Source organism: Roseicyclus salinarum (genome assembly GCF_029624655.1).
Taxonomy (GTDB): domain Bacteria; phylum Pseudomonadota; class Alphaproteobacteria; order Rhodobacterales; family Rhodobacteraceae; genus Roseibacterium; species Roseibacterium salinarum.
Genome location: NZ_JARRSA010000047.1, coordinates 1 through 18,385, shown reverse-complemented (window position 1 = coordinate 18,385; position 18,385 = coordinate 1). Strand labels below are relative to the sequence as shown.

Genomic DNA, 18,385 nt, shown 5'->3' with positions numbered 1-18,385 from the left:
GGTGCGCACCTCGCCCACCGTGATCGACATCGCGTTCAGTTCCGGGTCGTGGACGTCGCCGCGCTGCAACACGCCCGACAGCGTCCTGCGGATAAGTTCGCCCACCCGAAGCTGCCGCTGCGAGGGTCCCGCGCCGTCATGGTGCCTGTTCTTCGCCATCTGCCCATCCACTCCTTGGCACCGGAGGTAAGTCATGGATGCGCCGCCCGCAAGCGACCGCTTCCCCGCACGGCGTCCATCCGCTAGGAGCGGACGGGATCGCAAGCGACGGAGGCGGAGATGACAGGGCGCGTTGGAATGGCCGTCATGGGGGCGTCGGGCCGCATGGGCCGGATGCTGATCGACACGATCCTCGACAGCGACCGGGCCGAGCTTGTCGGCGTCACCGTGCGCCCCGGACACGACTGGGCCGGCCGCGACCTCGGCGAGGCGCTCGGGCGGGGGCGCATGGGCGTGCCGGTCCACGACGACCCCCTCGACGTGATCGTGAAGGCGCAGGCGGTGATCGACTTCACCACGCCCGAGGCGACGCTGGCCCATGCGCAACTGACCGCTCAGGCGCGCGCGGTCCACGTGATCGGCACCACCGGGCTGTCGCGGGACGACATCGCCGCGCTCGACGCCGCGGCGCGTCACGCGACCATCGTGCGCGACGGAAACATGAGCCTCGGGGTGAACCTGCTGACGCGCCTCGCGCAGCAGGTGGCCGCGTCGCTCGATACCGAGTTCGACATCGAGATCGTCGAGAAGCACCACCGCCACAAGGTCGACGCGCCCTCGGGCACGGCGCTGATGCTCGGCGAGGCGGCGGCGGCGGGGCGCGGCGTCACGCTCGACGAGGTGTCCGAGCGCGGGCGCGACGGGATCACCGGGCCGAGGGCCGAGGGCGCCATCGGCTTCGCCGCGGTCCGGGGCGGCGATATCGTGGGCGAGCACGAGGTGATCTTCGCCGGGCCGGGCGAACGGATCGTGCTGGGGCACATCGCGACCGACCGGGGCATCTTCGCGCGCGGCGCGCTGAAGGCCGCGCTATGGGGACAGGGCAAGGCGCCGGGCCATTACTCGATGGCGAGCGTCCTCGGCCTCGGCTGAGGCAATCGCGGCGGCGCTATTGATCGTCTCGCCGCGCCGCCTAGCTTTCGCGACGGAACGCCGCAGCAGCAATCGGGTCGGAAAATGGTTCGTCATGCCCTCAAGGCGCCGGCGCTGGCCGCCGGTCTCACCGCCTTTCTCCTGAGCGCGGGAGAGGGCGCCGCCGAGGAGTTCGATCAGGTCTCGTCGCGCGACACCTTCGTGTCGCTGATCGAGGGACGCGAATTGCGACGCTTCGGCATCCGCCTCACCGTGTCGCCGGATGGCCGCATCCAGGGCCGCGCCTTCGGGGCGCCCGTGACCGGACAATGGGACTGGGACGGCGGCTTTTTCTGCCGCGACCTCTACTGGGGAAGCGAGAACCTGGGGTTCAACTGCCAGCTCGTGCAGGTGGACGGCGAGACGATCCGCTTCACGACGGACCAGGGACAGGGCATCTACGCGGACCTGACGCTGCGCTGAGCGCGGCTCAGAAATCGATCGCGATGCCCTTCTTCTCCCAGTCGCCGTAACGCACCGGCTCGGGCCCGTCGCGGCCGCCAAGCTCGGGCGGCAGCTCCAGCTCCTTCGCCTTCCTGCGACGTTCTTCGGCCTCGGCCAGCGCACGCTGCGCCGCGGGCGGAAGGTGGGACAGGTCTTCAGCCGTGTCCTCGGGCGTGCCGGGCGGCGTATCTGACGGCGTGTCATGCATCGGTTCGGCCTCTTCGGGTTGTTCGGCGCCTGCCGTTGATATACGCCCGGGCGTCCACCGAACAAGGAGGAGGGCGAAACGCCCATGCCCGCCAGGCGCAAGCGACACGGACCGAGCCCCGCGCGACCGGGCGGGCGGAGCCTTTCGCGCACCGGCCTGCCGTTCGCGGACCGCAGCCTCGTGCCGCGCCACGCGGCGCTCCGCGCGCTGGATCACGTCCTGCGCCAGAAGCGGATGCTGGGCCACCTCTCGGACGACACCGGCCTCGACCCCGCCGAGGCGGCGCGGGCGACGCGGCTCGCGGATACCGTCCTGCGCCATCTCGAACCGCTCGACACCGTCATCGCGCAGTTCGCCGAACGCAAGCCGCCGCTTCCCGTCCTGTCGATCCTGCGCCTCGGGGCGGCCGAGCTGCTGATCGCGGGCGAAGAGCCGCACGGCGTGGTCAACGCGGCGGTGACGCTGACAAAATCGGCCGGCCAGCGCACCGCGCGCGCCTCGGGCATGGTCAACGCCGTGCTGCGCCGCATCGCCGAGGCCGGGCCGGAGCTCTGGTCCGATCACGCGCCGCAGCGCCTTCCCGGCTGGATCGCGGCCCCCGTTCGCAAGGCCTACGGCGAGGACGCGCTGCGCGCGATCGAGGCCGCGCACGAGGCTGGCGCCCCGCTCGACCTTACGCCCCGCGACGGCGACGTGGAAGTTCCGGGCGCCGAGCGCCTTCCGACGGGCAGCCTTCGGCTGAACGCGCCGGTTCAGGTCTCGTCGCTGCCGGGCTTCGCCGAGGGCGCGTGGTGGGTGCAGGACGCCGCGGCAGCACTTCCCGTTCGTCTTCTGGGCGACGTGAGGGGACGCCGCGTGCTCGACCTCTGCGCCGCGCCGGGGGGCAAGACGCTGCAACTCGCCGCGGCGGGGGCCGAGGTCACGGCGGTCGATTCCTCGGACGCGCGGCTCGACCGCCTGCGCTCCAACCTCGCCCGGACCGGTCTTTCGGCCAAGATCGTCGTCGCCGACGCGCTGGAGCATCGGGGCGAGCACGACGACATCCTCCTCGACGCGCCCTGCACCGCTACCGGCACGCTGAGGCGCCATCCGGACCTGCCCTTCGTCAAGACCGGCAAGGATACAGAGCCGCTGACCAAGCTGCAGATGCATCTTCTGGACCACGCGATCGGGCTGCTGCGGCCCGGTGGGCGGCTGATCTTCTGCACCTGTTCGCTCCTGCCGGTGGAGGGCGAATACCAGGTCAAGGCGGCGCTCAAGCGCCATCCAGGCCTTCGCGTCGAGGCCGCGGACCCCGTGGCCCTTGGCGGCGAGGCCGAGTGGGCCAGCCCCGAGGGCGGGCTTCGCCTGCGCCCCGACTTCTGGGCCGGGCGCGGCGGGATCGACGGGTTCTACATGGCCTGCCTGACCCGCGATTGACCCGGCGCCGCGAACAGGCTGTGCGCGTGACAGGCGGACCCGCGACCTGTAGTCTGCCGGCAACAACAACAGAGCAGAAATCGCGGGCCAGATGTCCGACACCCTCACCACCGCCACCCCGGCGACTGGCCCGGAGCGTTCCGGCGCGCGGCCGTCCCTGTCGTGGCGCGACCGGGTGGCGGCGCTGACGGCGGGCTTCGGCCCCGGCGCGCGCGGCTTCCAATGGCGGCCCGAGCCGCGGTTTCCGGGCTCGGTCGTGGCGGGGCGGCAGCTTCTGGCGGGCAATTTCCGCTTCGGCGGGGCGCTGATGGACGCGCCGGGCAGAAGCCCGTGGTCCTTCGACCCGCCCAACGAGGCGTTCCGCGACGCGCTGCACGGCTTCGAATGGCTGGGCGATCTGGCCGCGCTTCCGCATTCCGAGGGCCGCGAGACCGCGCAGGCATGGGTGCTCGACTGGGTGCGACGCTACGGGCGCGGCGCGGGGCCGGGCTGGACCCCCGACCTGACGGGGCGGCGGCAGATCCGCTGGATCACGCACGGCCTGTTCCTGCTGAACGGCATGGAACGCGGCGAAAGCCGGGCGTTCCACAAGGCGCTGGGACGGCAGGCTCGGTTCCTCGCGTCGCGCTGGCCGCGCGCGACGCCGGGCCTGCCGCGGTTCGAGGCGCTTACGGGCCTTGTCTACTCGGCCTGCTCCCTGCTCGGGATGGAGGCGCATCTCGACGCGGCGCTCGACGCGCTCGGCCGTGAATGCGCGCGCGACATAGACGAGGAAGGCGGCATCGTCACCCGCAACCCCGAGGACCTGCTGGAGGTGTTCATCCTCCTGACCTGGATCTCGCAGCTGCTCACGGAGACGGGGCGCGACCCGGACCCCGCCGTGGAAAGCGCGGTCCAGCGCATCGCGCCCACGCTGCGCAGCCTGCGCCATGCCGACGGCAGCCTCGTGCGCGCCCACGGCGGCGGGCGCGGCGCGCCGGGACGGCTGGTGGCGGCGCTGGTGCAGTCGGGCGTCCGGCCCTCGCAGGTCAAGGGGCTTGCCATGGGCTTCGCGCGGCTGGCGCAGGGGCGCGTGACGGTCATCGCCGACGCGGCGCCGCCCATGCTCGGCCCGCGCAGCACCCGCGCCCATGCGGGAACGCTGGGCTTCGAGCTGACCTCGGCGGACGATCCGGTCATCGTCAGCTGCGGATCGGGCGCGCGGTTCGACCCCGAATGGCGCAAGGTCGGCCGCGCGACGGCCAGCCATTCGACGCTGTGCATCGAGGGCCATGCCTCGGCCCGCTTCGCCCCCGGCGCCGAGCGCGCCGAGGACGAGCGCCCGCCCCTCGGCGACGGCCCGACCGAGGTCCTGGTGCAGGAGAAGGACACGCCCGGCGGGCAGGCCGTGACCATGTCGCACGACGGCTGGAGGCGCAGCCACGGATTGACGCACCTGCGAAACCTGACGCTCGAGGACCAGGGCACGCTTCTGCGGGGGGAGGACGCGCTGGCGGCCTTCACCGTCGCCGACCGCGCGCTTCTCGACGCGGAATACGCGCGCCACCCGGCCGATACCGGCCTGCGCTACGCGCTCCGCTTCCATCTGCACCCCGACATCCGGGCGGCGATCGACCTTGGCGGCACTGCGGTGTCCCTGACGCTGAAAAGCGGCGAGACATGGGTGTTCCGCCATTCGGGGAACGGCGAGCTGGCGCTGAAACCCTCGCTTTTCTTCGACGCGCGCCGCCTGAAGCCGCGCGCGACAAAACAGATCGTTCTGTCCGCGCGCATGAAGGGGTATGGGAGCGTCGTGGGCTGGAGCCTCGCCCGGCCCATCGCATTCATGCCCCATGGCCGCCTGCCCGGCCGATACGACTGACACGAGCCGCGCGGGCCGTCCCGCGCTACCGCAAGGACCCGATTCCATGACAGAAGTTCCCCTCCGCCGCGCGCTGATTTCGGTCTCCGACAAGACCGGCCTCATCGATTTCGCCTCGGCGCTCGCCGCAAGGGGCGTCGAGCTTCTGTCGACCGGCGGCACCGCGAGGACGCTGCGCGAGGCGGGCCTCGACGTGATCGACGTCGCCGACGTGACGGGCTTCCCCGAGATGATGGACGGCCGCGTGAAGACCCTGCACCCCAAGGTTCACGGCGGGCTCCTGGCGCTGCGCGACGACCCCGGCCACGTCGCCGCGATGGCCGAGCACGGGATCGGCGCGATCGACCTTCTGGTGGTCAACCTCTACCCGTTCGAGGCGACCGTGGCTGCGGGCGCGGACTATGCCACGGCGATCGAGAACATCGACATCGGCGGACCCGCGATGATCCGCGCGGCGGCCAAGAACCACGCCCACGTCGCCGTCGTCGTTGACCCAGAGGATTACGGCCCGCTCCTCGAGGCGCTCGAGGCCAATGACGGCGCGACGCCCTACGCGCTTCGCCAGACGCTCGCGCTGACGGCCTATTCGCGGACCGCGGCCTACGACGCCGCCGTGTCGGGCTGGCTCGCGCGGGCCGCGGGCGTGGAGACGACGCGACGCCGCGCCTTCGCCGGAACCCTCGCCCTGCCGCTGCGCTACGGCGAGAACCCGCACCAGAAGGCCGCCTTCTATACCGACGGCACGCGGCGCCCCGGCGTGGCCACGGCCACCCAGCACCAGGGCAAGGAGCTGAGCTACAACAACATCAACGACACCGACGCGGCGTTCGAGCTGGTCGCCGAGTTCCACCCCGACGACGGGCCGGTCTGCGCGATCATCAAGCACGCCAACCCCTGCGGCGTCGCCCGCGGCGCCACGCTGGCCGAGGCCTACACACGCGCCTTCGACTGCGACAGGACCTCGGCCTTCGGCGGGATCGTGGCGTTGAACCGCACGCTGGACGCAGAGACCGCCGATCGCATCGCCGAGATCTTCACCGAGGTCGTCATCGCCCCCGACGCCACCGACGAGGCGATCGCCGTCTTCGCCGCGAAGAAGAACCTCCGCCTGCTGACGACGGGCGGGCTGCCGGTTCCCACCGAGCCCTCGCTGACCTTCCGGCAGGTGTCGGGCGGCTTTCTCGTGCAGGACAAGGACGTCGGGCGCATCGAGGAGGAGATGCTGCGCGCCGTGACCCGCCGCCACCCCTCGCCGCAGGAGATGTCGGACATGATCTTCGCGTGGTCGGTCGCCAAGCACGTCAAGTCCAACGCCATCGTCTACGTCAGGGACGGTGCGACCGTCGGCATCGGCGCGGGCCAGATGAGCCGCGTGGATTCCAGCCGGATCGCCGCCCGCAAGGCGCTGGACATGGCCGAGGCGCTTGGCCTGCCGGACAGCCCTGCGAAGGGCGCGGTTCTGGCGTCCGACGCGTTCTTCCCCTTCGCAGACGGCCTCCTTGCCGCAGCCGAGGCAGGCGCGACGGCCGTGATCCAGCCCGGCGGCTCGATGCGGGACGAGGAGGTCATCGCGGCGGCCGACGACAGCGGCCTTGCCATGGTCTTCACCGGCATGCGCCATTTCCGGCACTGACGGGCGATCCGATGCGGCTTCTCTACGCCACCGCGGTCCTCTGGTTCGTCATCGACCAGCTGAGCAAGTTCGCCGTCCTGCACTGGGCGGGGTTGCTGGAGCGCGGGACGATCGACGTCCTGCCGCCCTACCTGACGTTCAGGCTCGGCTACAACACGGGCATAAACTTCGGCCTCTTCTCGGGCGGGCCGGAGGTGACGCGGTGGGTGCTGATCGCGATCGCCCTGGCCATCTCCGCGTGGCTGTGGTGGTGGGCGAGGACCGGTCTGACACGTCCGGTCGCCCTGATCTCGGCGGGCGCGGTCATCGGCGGCGCGCTTGCCAACGCGCTCGACCGGCTGCTGATCGGGGCGGTCGTGGACTTCCTGAACACGTCGTGCTGCGGCATCGTGAACCCCTTCGCGTTCAACGTCGCCGACATCGGGATCGTCGCGGGCGCGCTCGGGCTGCTGATCTTTGCCGAAACGGCGAAGAACGAGACGTGACGACGCCGTCTCGATGGGTTAGACGCATGGGCGCAAAGGAGAGGCGCATGTCGCGACTGACAAGACCACAGGCTTTCGGGACCTCGGCCGTTCGCACGGCGATCCTGGCGGCGACCGTGCTCACGCTGGCGGCCTGCTCGTCCGGCACGCCGCAGCTGATGAACCTTCGCAACACCGAGGAAGGCCCGGACGAATTCGCGGTCCTGCCCACGGCGCCCCTCGAAATGCCCGAGAATTTCGCCGAGCTGCCCGAGCCCACGCCGGGCGCGCGCAACCGCGTCGATCCCGACCCCGAGCGTGACGCGATCGCGGCACTTGGCGGCAACGCCAGCCGGGGGGCCGCGGCAAGCGGCGGACTGGTCAGCTATGTCAGCCGCTTCGGCGTCAGCCCCGACATCCGCCCGACGCTCGCCGCCGAGGACGAACGCTTCCGCCAGCGCAACGACGGGCGCATCCTGGAACGGATGTTCGGAACGACGGTCTATTTCAGCGCCTACCGCGCGCAGGCGCTCGACCGGTATGCCGAACTGGAACGCCTCCGCCGCATGGGCGTGCGGACCCCTGCCGCGCCGCCGCCCTCCGAGTGAGCCGCAAACCGTCCGTCACGCTTGCGTCAGGGCGGTTGATGCCGCGCCGGGCGCGCTTACCTATCGCGTCACATCGCGCATCGACCGGAGGCTGTTTCATGCTGCGCCGCATCGCCATCGGTCTCGTTCTGGCCATGTCCGCCGCCGCCGCGCAGGCCGCGGAGAACGTGACCGAGTTCTTCCTCGACAACGGAATGCAGGTGGTGGTGATCGAAGACCACCGCAGTCCCGCCGTCACCCACATGGTGTGGTATCGCGCCGGCGCCGCGGACGAGCCGCCCGGCGTGTCGGGCGTCGCGCATTTCCTCGAGCACCTGATGTTCAAGGCCACCGACGAGCTAGAAAGCGGCGAGTTCAGCCGCATCGTCGAGGCCAATGGCGGCTCGGACAACGCCTTCACCTCGTGGGACTACACCGGCTACTTCCAGCGCGTGGCCGCCGACCGCCTGGGGCTGATGATGGAGATGGAGGCCGACCGGATGCGCGATCTCCGCTTCGCCGACGAAGAAGTCGTGACCGAGCGCAGCGTGATCCTCGAGGAGCGCGCACAAAGGGTCGATTCCACGCCCGGCGGCCTGTTCAACGAACAGATGCGCGCGGCGCTGTTCCTGAACCATCCCTACGGCGTGCCGATCATCGGCTGGCGCCACGAGATGCAGGACCTCGACCGCGAGGAACTGGTCGCCTTCTACCAGCAGCATTACTGGCCGAACAACGCCATCCTCGTCGTGGCCGGCGACGTCACGCCCGACGAGGTGCGTGCGCTGGCCGCGGAGCATTACGGCCCGATCCCCGCGAACCCCGCGGTCGGCCCCCGGATGCGCCCGCAGGAGCCGCCGCAGATCGCCGACCGGCGCGTGGTCTTGCAGGACGAGCGCGTGGCGAATCCCTACGTCTCGCGCTCCTATCTCGCCCCGCCGCGCGAAAGCGGCGACCAGCGGCAGGCGGCCGCGCTGACGCTTCTGGCCGAGGTGCTGGGCGGATCGGGGCAGACCGCCGTCCTGTCGCGCCGCCTCCAGGTCGAGGAGGAGCGCTCGGTGTTCTCTTCGGCCTTCTACGATTCGACCAGCTACGACGCATCGAGCTTCGGGCTGGTGAACGTCCCCGTGCCCGGCGTCTCGCTGGAGGAGGCGGAGGCCGATCTGGACCGGATCCTGGCCGAGTTCCTCGAGACCGGCATCGATCCCGACCAGTTCGAGCGCATCAAGTTCCAGATCGAGGCGTCCCGGATCTACGAGGAAGACAGCGTTCAGGGTCTTGCCCGGCAATACGGCGTCGCGCTGACCAGTGGGCTGACGGTGCAGGACGTGCAGTCCTGGCCGGACGTTCTGGCTTCGGTCACTGCGGACGAGGTGATGGCCGAGGCACGGCGGCTGTTCCGGGACACGTCTTCCGTGACCGGCTACCTGATGCAGCCCCCGAGCGACGACAGCGAAACGCCCTTGGAGGTGACGCAATGATCCCCCGTCTTTCCGGACTTCTGACCGCCGCCATCCTTGCGATCCCCGGCGCGGCGCAGGCCATCGACATCCAGGAGGTCACGTCGCCCGGTGGCATCGAGGCGTGGCTGGTCGAGGACGATTCGATCCCCTTCGTCGCCATCGACATCTGGTTCGACGGCGGCGGCTCGCTGGATCCCGACGGCGCGCGGGGCGCGGTCCACCTGATGACCGGACTTCTCGAGGAGGGCGCGGGCGACATGGACGCGCGCGGCTTCGCGGAGGCCGTGGAAGGCCTGGCGGCCGGTTTCGAGTTCGACGTCTACCGCGACGCGCTCACCGTCTCGGCGCGGATGCTGACCCGGAACCGGGACGAGGCGGCGGATCTTCTGCGCGCCGCGCTGGTCGAGCCGCGTTTCGACGAGGACGCCATCGAGCGGGTCCGGGGACAGGTCCTGTCGATGATCGAGGGCGACGCGCGCGACCCCGACGAGATCGCAAGCGCCACCTTCAACCGCATGGCCTGGGGCGACCACCCCTATGGCAGCCAGCTGGAAGGCACCCGCGAAAGCGTCTCGGCGCTGACGCGGGACGACATCGTGGCCGCGCATGACGCCGTGCTTGCGCGCGACCGGGTCATCGTCGGCGCGGCAGGCGACATCACCGCGGAGGAACTGGGACTGCTCGTGGACCGGATCCTTGGCGACTTGCCGGCCGAGGGCGCACCGCTGCCCGGCATGGCGGAGTATCGGCTGGACGGCGGCACCACCGTGGTCGATTTCCCATCGCCGCAGTCGGTGGCGCTGTTCGGGCACGAAGGCATCGCCCGCGACGACCCGGATTTCTTCCCCGCCTTCGTGCTGAACCAGATCCTCGGCGGCGGCGGCTTCCGCTCGCGGCTGATGGAGGAGGTGCGCGTCGAGCGCGGCCTGACCTACGGCGTCTCGTCCTTCCTCGGCCTGTCCGAGTACGGGCAGACCGTCGCCGGGCGCTTCTCGTCCTCGAACGACCTGGTGGCCGAGGCCATCGCGGTGATCCGCGACCAATGGGCCGACGTCGCCGAGAACGGCGTGACCGAGAACGAGCTTGGGGCCGCGAAGCGCTACCTGACCGGGGCCTATCCCCTGCGCTTCGACGGCAACGGGCGGATCGCGGGCATCCTTGCCGGAATGCAGGCGGACGGGATGCCGGCGGAATACATCCTCACCCGCAACGACCGCGTGGATGCCGTGACGCTGGAGGACGTGAGGCGCGTCGCCGCCCGTCTTCTGGCCCCCAATGAGCTGCATTTCGTCGTCGTCGGCCAGCCCGAGGGACTGGAGCCCTCGAACTGATCGCGGACCGCTCGGACCTTTCCGAATCCCGGCGGGGCGTGCTAGGTATCGTGGCATGCCCCTCGAGGACCCCAACATAAGCCAAACCCCGCGGATCCGGCAGCTTGACGAGGCCGCGATCAACCGCATCGCGGCAGGCGAGGTCGTGGAACGGCCGGCCAGCGCCGTGAAGGAGCTTGTGGAAAACGCGCTCGACGCCGGCGCGCGCCGCATCACCATCGAGATCGCGCAGGGCGGCAAGACCCTGATCCGGGTCACGGACGACGGCTGCGGGATGGGACCGGACGACCTGCCGCTGGCGCTGGCCCGCCACGCGACATCCAAGATCGACGGTTCGGACCTTCTGAACATCACGAGTTTCGGCTTCCGGGGCGAGGCGCTGCCCTCGCTCGGAGCCGTGGGGCGGCTGTCCATCACCAGCCGCACGGCGGACGGAACGGCCCACCGGATCGAAGTCTCGGGCGGCGCGATGGGGCGCGTGAGACCGGCGGCCCTGTCGCGGGGCACCATCGTGGAGCTGCGCGACCTGTTCCATGCGACGCCCGCGCGGCTGAAGTTCCTGCGCTCGGACCGGGCCGAGATGCAGGCCATCACCGACATCGTGAAGCGTCTCGCCATGGCCGAGCCCGCCGTCGGCTTCACCCTGAAGGACGCGACCGGCGACCGTGTCGTGTTCCGCGCCGAGGCCGAGCAGGGAGAGCTGTTCGACGCGCTGCGCGCGCGCCTCGCCGTCGTTCTGGGCCGCGATTTCACCGAGAATGCGCTGCGGATCGACGCCGACCGCGAGGGGATGCGCCTGAAGGGCTTTGCGGCGCTTCCGACCTATTCGCGGGGCTCCGCCGTCGCGCAGCACCTCTTCGTCAACGGCCGCCCGGTCCGCGACAAGCTTCTGGTGGGGGCCCTGCGCGCCGCCTACATGGATTTTCTCGGGCGCGACCGTCATCCGGCCGCGGCGCTCTTCGTTGACTGCCCGCCCGAGCGGGTGGACGTGAACGTGCATCCCGCGAAGTCCGAGGTGCGGTTCCGCGAGCCGGGCGTGGCGCGCGGCCTGATCGTCTCGGCGCTGCGCCACGCACTCGCCGAGGCAGGGCACCGCGCATCGACGACGGTGGCCGGGGCCGCGCTCGGGGCATTCCGGCCGGACACGGGCGCGCGCGTCTACCAGATGGACCGTCCGTCCCGGCCCGCGCTGGACGCTTCGGCGCGCTGGCAGGCGCCCGGCCTCGCCGAGGGCGTCCCGGCATGGGCGCCCGCCCTGCCGGACACGGACGCCCCCTCGTCCCGCGTGGAGCGGCCCGGGGACGAGGGGCACGGGGACGAGGGGCACGGCGACGGCGAGGCGGCGGCCGGGCGTCCCCTCGGAGCCGCACGGGCCCAGCTGCACGAGAACTACATCGTGGCCCAGACCGCCGACGGCGTCGTCATCGTGGACCAGCACGCCGCCCACGAGCGCCTTGTCTACGAACGCCTGAAGCGCCAGATGGCGCGGACCGGCGTCGCGCGGCAGGCGCTGCTCATCCCCGAGATCGTGAGCCTCGGCACGGATGCCGAGCGCCTTCTGGAGATGACCGACGAGCTTGCGGGCCTCGGCCTCGTGATCGAGTCGTTCGGCCCCGGCACCTTGGCCGTCCGCGAGACGCCCGCGATCCTCGGCGCGGTGAACGCCGAGGCGATCCTGCGCGACATCCTCGACGAGCTGGACGACATGGGCACCTCGGTCACCCTGCAATCGCGCCTCGACGCGATCCTGTCGCGCGTCGCCTGCCACGGCTCGGTCCGGTCGGGCCGCCGGATGAGCGCCGAGGAGATGAACGCGCTTCTGCGCGAGATGGAGGCGACGCCGCATTCCGGCCAGTGCAACCACGGGCGGCCCACCTATGTGGAGCTGAAGCTGTCCGACATCGAAAGGCTATTCGGGCGCTCATGATCCAGATCGGCGACACGCTCATCGATATCTCGAACCCGGCGGTGCTTGCGGGCGTCCTCGGCGCGGCCATGCTCTTGGCGTTGATGGTGCTGGCCGTCTCGGCGCTGAGGGCCGCGAACCGCTCGGCCCGCGCGGTCGAGCCGCTGGTGCACCACATCGGCGCGCTTGGACAGACGGTGCAGGGTCTCGGTCAGGGGCAGGAGCGGCTGGCCGGCGGTTTGTCCCACGTCTCGGACATGCAGGCCCGCGCGCAGGCCTCGATGCTCGAGGCCATGGAGCGCAGGCTGGAAGACGTGCAGAAGGGTATGGCCGAAACGCTGCATGGCACCTCGACGCGCACGGCCCGCTCGCTGGGCGAACTGCAGCAGAAACTCGAGCAGATCGACCGCGCGCAGGCGAAGATCGAGAAGCTTTCGGGCGACGTCCTCAGCCTTCAGGACATCCTCTCGAACAAGCAGACGCGCGGCGCCTTCGGAGAGATCCAGCTGAACGACATCGTCTCCAAGGCGCTGCCCTCGGACGGCTATTCCTTCCAGACGACGCTGTCGAACGGCAAGCGCGCCGATTGCCTCATCCGCCTGCCGAACCCGCCGGGCCCCATCGTGATCGACGCGAAATTCCCGCTCGAGGCCTACGAGACGCTGGTCAACGCGCAGGGCGACGAGGCGAAGACCCGCGCGCTGCGCGACCTGGGCTCATCGGTGCGCGTGCACATCAAGGCCATCGCAGAGCGCTACATCATCGAAGGCGAGACGGCGGACGGCGCGCTGATGTTCCTGCCCTCCGAGGCGGTCTATGCCGAGTTGCACGCCAAGCTGCCCGAAGTCGTGCGCGCGGGCTTCGACGCGCGGGTCTGGATCGTCTCGCCCACCACCTGCATGGCCACGCTCAACACGATGCGCGCGGTCATGAAGGACGCGCGGATGCGCGAGCAGGCCGGCGAGATCCGCAAGGCCCTGAAGCTTCTGCACCGTGACGTGACCATCATCGAGGAGCGCGCGGGCAAGCTGGAGACGCACCTGCGGCAGGCGGGCGACGACGTTTCGGGCCTGCTGACGGCCTCCGCGCGGGCGGGCAAGAGGGCGGAACGGCTGGACCACTTCGATTTCGAGGAACTCGCCCCGGACGCGGCGGAACGCGCGGGTGTCGTGCCGCTGTCCCGACCGTGACGCGATGCGCCGCAAGGCGCGTTCCCACGCCCTTCCGATCTTCTGCTTTTGCGTTTTCGACCTGCTCGGTTAACGTTTCCTTGGCCGCGAGCCGTTTCGAAGGCCGAAGCACAGCAGAAGGGAGATGACGCAGCGATGGGCAAACGTGACGAACTGATCGCGCATTACGCCGAGGATTTGCGGACGAAGTGCGGAATGGAACCCGACATGGACCTGCTGACGAAGGTGACGATCGGATGCGGCCCGGCGATCTACGATGCCGATGCCTCCACCGTCGCGGCCAGCCAGCCGGGCGAGGTCGAGACCGTGAAGCAGAACTTCCTTGTAAAGAAACTCGGTCTCGAGAACGGCGAGGACCTCGACGGCGCCATCGACACGGTGCTTCAGACCTACGGCCAGTCCGAGCGGAACAAGTATCGCGCCGTCGTCTACTACATGCTGGTGAAGCATTTTGGGAAGGAAGGCGTCTACGGCTGAAGAGGCCGCGCGCAAGGAACGATGCGTGGGCGCCGTCCGGTCCGGCGGGCGCCTCGCGTCATGACGAGCGGCAAGGACGCTAGAGGCCGCCCATCGCGCGGACCGCGCGCCACTCCGCCTCGCTCACCGGCTGCACCGAAAGGCGCGAGTTCCGGACCAGCACCATGTCCGCAAGGTCCTCGCGCGCCTTGATCATGTCCAGCGTCACGGGCCGCGGCAGCGCCTCGACCGCCTTGATGTCCACGCACTCCCAGCGCGCGTCGTCCGTCGTGCTGTCGGGGTGCGCCCCTGCGATCACCTCGACGATGCCGACGACCGCCTTCTCGGATTGCGAGTGGTAGAAGAACCCGCGATCGCCCACCTCCATCTCGCGCATGAAATTGCGCGCCTGGTAGTTGCGGACGCCGTCCCATTCCTCGCCGGCCGCGCCTTTCGCGACCTGCTGGTCCCACGACCACGTCGAGGGTTCGGATTTGAAGAGCCAGTAGCGCATCCGCGTCACTCCGGTTTCAGGGGGCGTGCAAGCAACGTATCGAGCGCCGAGGCGAAATCCAGCCTGCCGCCCGCCATCGCGGCGACGACATCGGTGATCGGCGTGTCGAGCGAGAGGTCGGCTGCGATCCGGCGCGCGGTGTGCACCCCCTCGACCGTGATGGTCTCGTCGAAGGGCTCGCCCCGCGCCAGCGCCACGCCGAAGCGGAAGTTCCGCGACTTCTCCGAGCCGCATGTCAGCACGAGGTCGCCAAGTCCCGACAGGCCGGTCAGCGTGTCCTCGTCGGCGCCGGCCGCCCGCGCCACGCGGCGCATCTCGGCGAAGCCGCGCGCGATGATCGCGGCCCGCGCGCTGTCGCCGAGGCCCGCGCCGATCGCCGCCCCGGCGGCGATCGCGATGACGTTCTTGAGCGCGCCGCCCAGTTCGGCGCCGATGACGTCCGTCGTCCGGTAGAGCCGCAGCATCGGCGTCGAAAGGGCCTCCTGGAGACTGACCGCCGCGTCCTCGTGCGCGCAGGCCAGCGTCAGCGCCGTGGGAAGGCCGGCGGCGATGTCGACCGCGAAGCTGGGCCCGGTCAACTGCGCCACGATCGCCGAGGGGCAGAGCCGCGCGGCGAGCGTGGCGGGGCCGAGGCCCGTTTCACGGTCGATCCCCTTGGCGCAGGACACGAGCGCGGGTGCGGTTGGGCGCGTCGCCGAAAGCATCGCCGCGATCGACTGCGTCGGCACGGAAAGCAGTGCGATGTCGGCGCGGATCATGGGGTCCGCGGTGACGCGAACGCCGTCTGGCAGCACGACGCCGGGCAGGCGCGGCGCTTCGCGGGTCGCGGCGATCGCCTCGGCACCCTGGCGCGCCCAGAGCGTGACGGGGCGCCCCGCCCTCGCGTAGGTCACGGCCAGCGCCACGCCGAAGGCGCCGGCGCCGTAGATCGCGATCATGCCTTGGCTCCCTTGCGGCCCGAGCCGATCAGCGGCGCGGCCAGCGCATCGAGCGGCCAGCGCGGCCTTGCGCCCAACGTCATGTCGTCCTGGCGCCCGGCCTCGAAGGCCAGCAGTCCGGCATAGGCGATCATCGCGGCATTGTCCGTGCACAACCGCAGCGGCGGCGCGATCAACGGCAGTCCGGCGTCGGCCGCGACGGCATCCAGCCGCGCGCGCAGGGTCGCGTTGGCGGCCACTCCGCCTGCCACGGCAAGCGCGGTGACGCCCGCCTGCCCCGCAAGCGCTGTCCCTGCCTTGGCCGACAGGACGTCGGCGACCGCCGCCTGGAACCCGGCGCAGAGATCGGCGCGATCCTGGCCGGTCAGCCCGCCCTGCGCCGCGACAAGCCCGTCGCGCGCGCGCAGGACGGCGGTCTTGAGCCCCGAGAAGGACATGTCGCATCCCGGACGGTCCAGAAGCGGGCGCGGCAGCGCGAAGCGCGCGGGGTCGCCCCGGTCCGCCTCCGCCTCGACCGAGGGGCCGCCGGGCTGCGGCAGGCCGAGTAGACGCGCGACCTTGTCGAAGGCCTCGCCCGGGGCGTCGTCGATCGTTCCGCCGAGGCGGGTGAAGCTGTCCTCGCCATCGACGCGCAGGATCTGGCAGTGGCCGCCCGAGACCAGCAGAAGGAGATAGGGGAAGGCCGCGCCGTCCATCAGGCGCGGCGTCAGCGCGTGGCCCGCGAGGTGGTTGACCCCGATCAGGGGCTTGCCGAGGCCCATCGCGAGGCCCTTGGCCGTCATCACCCCCGACAGGACACCGCCGATCAGGCCGGGGCCCGCCGTCACCGCGATCGCGTCGATCCCGGCCAGCGACATCCCCGCGTCGCGAAGCGCGTGTTCCACCGACCGATCGAGCCGTTCGGCATGGGCGCGCGCCGCGATCTCGGGCACGACGCCGCCATAGGTCTCGTGCAGGTCGGACTGCCCGAAGACCACCGACGCGAGGATCGAGGCGGCGTCGCCCGGCCCGCGCAGGACGGCCGCCGCGGTGTCGTCGCAGCTCGACTCGAGGCCGAGTATGTGGATGGGACGAGGCAAGTGGCGAGGGTCCGGCACGTTGTCAGGCGGGTGAACGGCAGGTAACACTCCGCCTGATGGCTTACAATGACGGCACAGGCGGGACGCCCACCTTCCTTCTGACCCGCCCGCGCGCGGCCTCCGAGGCCTTCGCGCTCGAACTTGCCGCGCGCTGGCCCGACGCGCGCATCGTCGTGGCACCCCTTATGGAGATCGTCCCCCTTGATCCGCCGCCCGGCCTCGCTGCGGCCGCTGGCCTTATCTTCACCTCCGCCAACGCCGTCGCGCAGGCGGAGCCGGGCCTCGGCCGACCGGCGTGGTGCGTGGGCGCGCGGACCGCGGAGGCGGCGCGCGCGGCGGGGTTCGACGCCCGGATGGCCGGCGAGACGGCGGACGAGCTGGTGGACGCCCTCAGCGGCGTGCGCCCCGACGGGCTTGTCGTGCACCTGCATGGCCGGCACCGGCGAGGACACGTGGCCGAAAGGCTTTCGGCGGCCGGGCTGCGGGTGGAGGGCGCCGCCGTCTACGATCAGCGCCCCGTCGCGCCCGACAGCCTCCTTCTCGACGCGCTGGCGGCGGAGGTGCTGTGCGTGCCGCTGTTCTCGCCGCGCAGCGCCGAGCTTTTCGCGGCGGCGGCAGGGCCGGTCCTGGGCGACGGTCTGCGCGAGGGAATAGGGTTCGTCGCGCTCAGCGAGGCGGTGCGCGACGCGCTGCCGGCAACCTGGCGCAAGGCGGCCGTTGTGGCCCCGCGTCCGGACGCCGAGGCGGTGCTCGAGCGGATCGCGCGACGGTTTTTCCCCTAGCGGGGCTTGTCGGGGCATGACACGTTGAGACAGTCTGACTCGGCGTGTTTGTCAGAACGGACGGGCATTTGGGTCTGTAGCAACTGAAGGACAGGTGGCGTGGCGAGACGATCTTCCAAGACCTCGAAGGGTAAAGACGAGCTCCGGGAGACACCTGCGGACGACCTTCCAGCAACCGGCGACACCGCCGGGACGACGCCGGACAGCCTGCCCGGAGACGACACGATCGCGCATGACGAGGCCGCCACCGAGGCCTCTGCCGCCGCGGACGAGACACCGGTTGAGGCCGAGGCCAGGACGCCGGACACCGAGGCTGCGCCCGAAGACGGCGCGCCGCTCGACCCCGAAGCCGCAGCCGCCGAGACCACCGAGACAGTGGAGACGGGCGAGACCGTGGCGGAAGGCGACGAGACCGTGGCCGACACCACGGACACCCCGTCCGAACCGCCGCCCGAGCTTGAGAAACCCGCCGAGCCCGCGGCCACGCGCACCGTGGTCGAGCGGCGCGGCCCGGGCTTCGTTCCCCTCGCGCTCGGCGGGGCTGTCGCGGCCGCGCTGGGCTTCTTCGCCGCGTCCTACGACGTCATCCCCGGCCTCGCACCGCAGGACGGCACCGCCAGCCTCGAGGCGGCGCTGGCCCGCCAGTCCGAGACGCTCGCGGCCCTCGAGGCCCGGATGGCGGACCTCGTCCCGGCCGAGGCGCCGGCCGTCGACCTGGGCCCGGTCACGGACCGCCTCGACGCGCTGGGGACGCGCCTCGACGAGACGTCGGCCACCCTCGGGGAGACCGCGGCGAGCGTCGCGACGCTGACCGACCGCGTGGCGACGCTGGAAGAACGGCCGGTTTTCACCGGTGACGTCTCGGCCGACACGGCCGAGGCCGCCGACGCCGTGGCCGCGATGGAGGAACAGGTGCGCGCCCGCGAGGAAGAGGCCGCACGCCTCGCCGCCGAGGCCGAGGCCGCGCGCGCCGAAGCCG

At 71.1% G+C, this 18,385-nt stretch carries 17 protein-coding genes and 2 pseudogenes; 14 read left to right on the top strand and 5 right to left on the bottom strand.

Annotated features, from left to right (window positions below; genetic code table 11):
- Positions 1-195 (bottom strand): annotated as a pseudogene (locus tag P6F26_RS19080) (hypothetical protein); the annotation flags it as partial.
- Positions 196-279: 84 nt separating this feature from the next.
- On the opposite strand from P6F26_RS19080, the gene dapB reads away from it, so the two are divergent.
- Positions 280-1,092, top strand: a complete 813-nt coding sequence (dapB, locus tag P6F26_RS19075) for a 4-hydroxy-tetrahydrodipicolinate reductase (RefSeq protein ID WP_278030293.1) — start codon at positions 280-282, stop codon at positions 1,090-1,092.
- An 84-nt stretch (positions 1,093-1,176) separates the two neighbouring features.
- The gene (locus tag P6F26_RS19070; protein WP_278030292.1) at positions 1,177-1,554 is read left to right on the top strand and encodes a dihydrodipicolinate reductase; all 378 of its coding nucleotides are present in this window, start codon (positions 1,177-1,179) and stop codon (positions 1,552-1,554) included.
- 7 nt (positions 1,555-1,561) lie between these two features.
- Here the strand turns inward: P6F26_RS19070 and P6F26_RS19065 are convergent, their stop codons facing one another.
- Positions 1,562-1,783 carry a DUF1674 domain-containing protein gene (locus P6F26_RS19065; RefSeq protein ID WP_278030291.1) on the bottom strand — a complete coding sequence of 74 codons (222 nt, stop codon included), beginning with the start codon at positions 1,781-1,783 and terminating at the stop codon, positions 1,562-1,564.
- Positions 1,784-1,867: 84 nt separating this feature from the next.
- Between P6F26_RS19065 and P6F26_RS19060 the strand changes: the two genes are divergently transcribed.
- From P6F26_RS19060 to P6F26_RS19015, 10 genes are all read left to right on the top strand, one after another.
- The gene (locus P6F26_RS19060) at positions 1,868-3,202 is read left to right on the top strand and encodes an RsmB/NOP family class I SAM-dependent RNA methyltransferase (RefSeq protein WP_278030290.1); all 1,335 of its coding nucleotides are present in this window, start codon (positions 1,868-1,870) and stop codon (positions 3,200-3,202) included.
- A gap of 91 nt (positions 3,203-3,293) precedes the next feature.
- Positions 3,294-5,063: a heparinase II/III family protein gene (locus P6F26_RS19055; RefSeq protein WP_278030289.1), complete on the top strand. Its 1,770-nt coding sequence runs from the start codon at positions 3,294-3,296 to the stop codon at positions 5,061-5,063.
- 46 nt (positions 5,064-5,109) lie between these two features.
- Positions 5,110-6,696 (top strand): bifunctional phosphoribosylaminoimidazolecarboxamide formyltransferase/IMP cyclohydrolase, encoded by a 1,587-nt coding sequence (gene purH, locus P6F26_RS19050; protein WP_278030288.1) that lies wholly within the window; start codon positions 5,110-5,112, stop codon positions 6,694-6,696.
- Between the two features lie 11 nt (positions 6,697-6,707).
- The gene (gene lspA, locus P6F26_RS19045) at positions 6,708-7,181 is read left to right on the top strand and encodes a signal peptidase II (protein ID WP_278030287.1); all 474 of its coding nucleotides are present in this window, start codon (positions 6,708-6,710) and stop codon (positions 7,179-7,181) included.
- A 47-nt stretch (positions 7,182-7,228) separates the two neighbouring features.
- Complete coding sequence (locus P6F26_RS19040; protein ID WP_430736767.1) at positions 7,229-7,768, top strand: DUF3035 domain-containing protein; 540 nt, start codon at positions 7,229-7,231, stop codon at positions 7,766-7,768.
- Positions 7,769-7,866: 98 nt separating this feature from the next.
- Positions 7,867-9,228 (top strand): M16 family metallopeptidase, encoded by a 1,362-nt coding sequence (locus tag P6F26_RS19035; protein WP_278030286.1) that lies wholly within the window; start codon positions 7,867-7,869, stop codon positions 9,226-9,228.
- Complete coding sequence (locus P6F26_RS19030) at positions 9,225-10,541, top strand: M16 family metallopeptidase (protein WP_278030285.1); 1,317 nt, start codon at positions 9,225-9,227, stop codon at positions 10,539-10,541. The genes P6F26_RS19035 and P6F26_RS19030 overlap by 4 nt, the downstream gene beginning before the upstream one ends.
- Before the next feature lie 55 nt (positions 10,542-10,596).
- Positions 10,597-12,468 carry a DNA mismatch repair endonuclease MutL gene (mutL, locus tag P6F26_RS19025; RefSeq protein WP_278030284.1) on the top strand — a complete coding sequence of 624 codons (1,872 nt, stop codon included), beginning with the start codon at positions 10,597-10,599 and terminating at the stop codon, positions 12,466-12,468.
- Complete coding sequence (locus P6F26_RS19020; protein ID WP_278030283.1) at positions 12,465-13,637, top strand: DNA recombination protein RmuC; 1,173 nt, start codon at positions 12,465-12,467, stop codon at positions 13,635-13,637. The genes mutL and P6F26_RS19020 overlap by 4 nt, the downstream gene beginning before the upstream one ends.
- 135 nt (positions 13,638-13,772) lie before the next feature.
- Positions 13,773-14,114, top strand: a complete 342-nt coding sequence (locus P6F26_RS19015) for a DUF2853 family protein (RefSeq protein ID WP_278030282.1) — start codon at positions 13,773-13,775, stop codon at positions 14,112-14,114.
- 79 nt (positions 14,115-14,193) lie between these two features.
- Here the strand turns inward: P6F26_RS19015 and P6F26_RS19010 are convergent, their stop codons facing one another.
- Genes P6F26_RS19010 through tsaD form a run of 3 tightly spaced genes read right to left on the bottom strand, consistent with a single transcriptional unit; the run spans position 14,194 to position 16,624 of the window.
- Positions 14,194-14,607 (bottom strand): EVE domain-containing protein, encoded by a 414-nt coding sequence (locus tag P6F26_RS19010; RefSeq protein WP_278030281.1) that lies wholly within the window; start codon positions 14,605-14,607, stop codon positions 14,194-14,196.
- A gap of 5 nt (positions 14,608-14,612) precedes the next feature.
- Positions 14,613-15,545, bottom strand: a complete 933-nt coding sequence (locus P6F26_RS19005) for an NAD(P)H-dependent glycerol-3-phosphate dehydrogenase (RefSeq protein WP_278030280.1) — start codon at positions 15,543-15,545, stop codon at positions 14,613-14,615.
- Complete coding sequence (tsaD, locus tag P6F26_RS19000) at positions 15,542-16,624, bottom strand: tRNA (adenosine(37)-N6)-threonylcarbamoyltransferase complex transferase subunit TsaD (RefSeq protein ID WP_278030279.1); 1,083 nt, start codon at positions 16,622-16,624, stop codon at positions 15,542-15,544. The genes P6F26_RS19005 and tsaD overlap by 4 nt, the downstream gene beginning before the upstream one ends.
- A gap of 56 nt (positions 16,625-16,680) precedes the next feature.
- Between tsaD and P6F26_RS18995 the strand changes: the two genes are divergently transcribed.
- Together P6F26_RS18995 and P6F26_RS18990 are read left to right on the top strand one after the other, a co-directional pair.
- A complete protein-coding gene (locus P6F26_RS18995) occupies positions 16,681-17,406 on the top strand; it encodes a uroporphyrinogen-III synthase (protein ID WP_278030278.1) in 726 nt (241 codons plus the stop codon).
- 99 nt (positions 17,407-17,505) lie between these two features.
- Positions 17,506-18,385 (top strand): annotated as a pseudogene (locus tag P6F26_RS18990) (hypothetical protein); the annotation flags it as partial.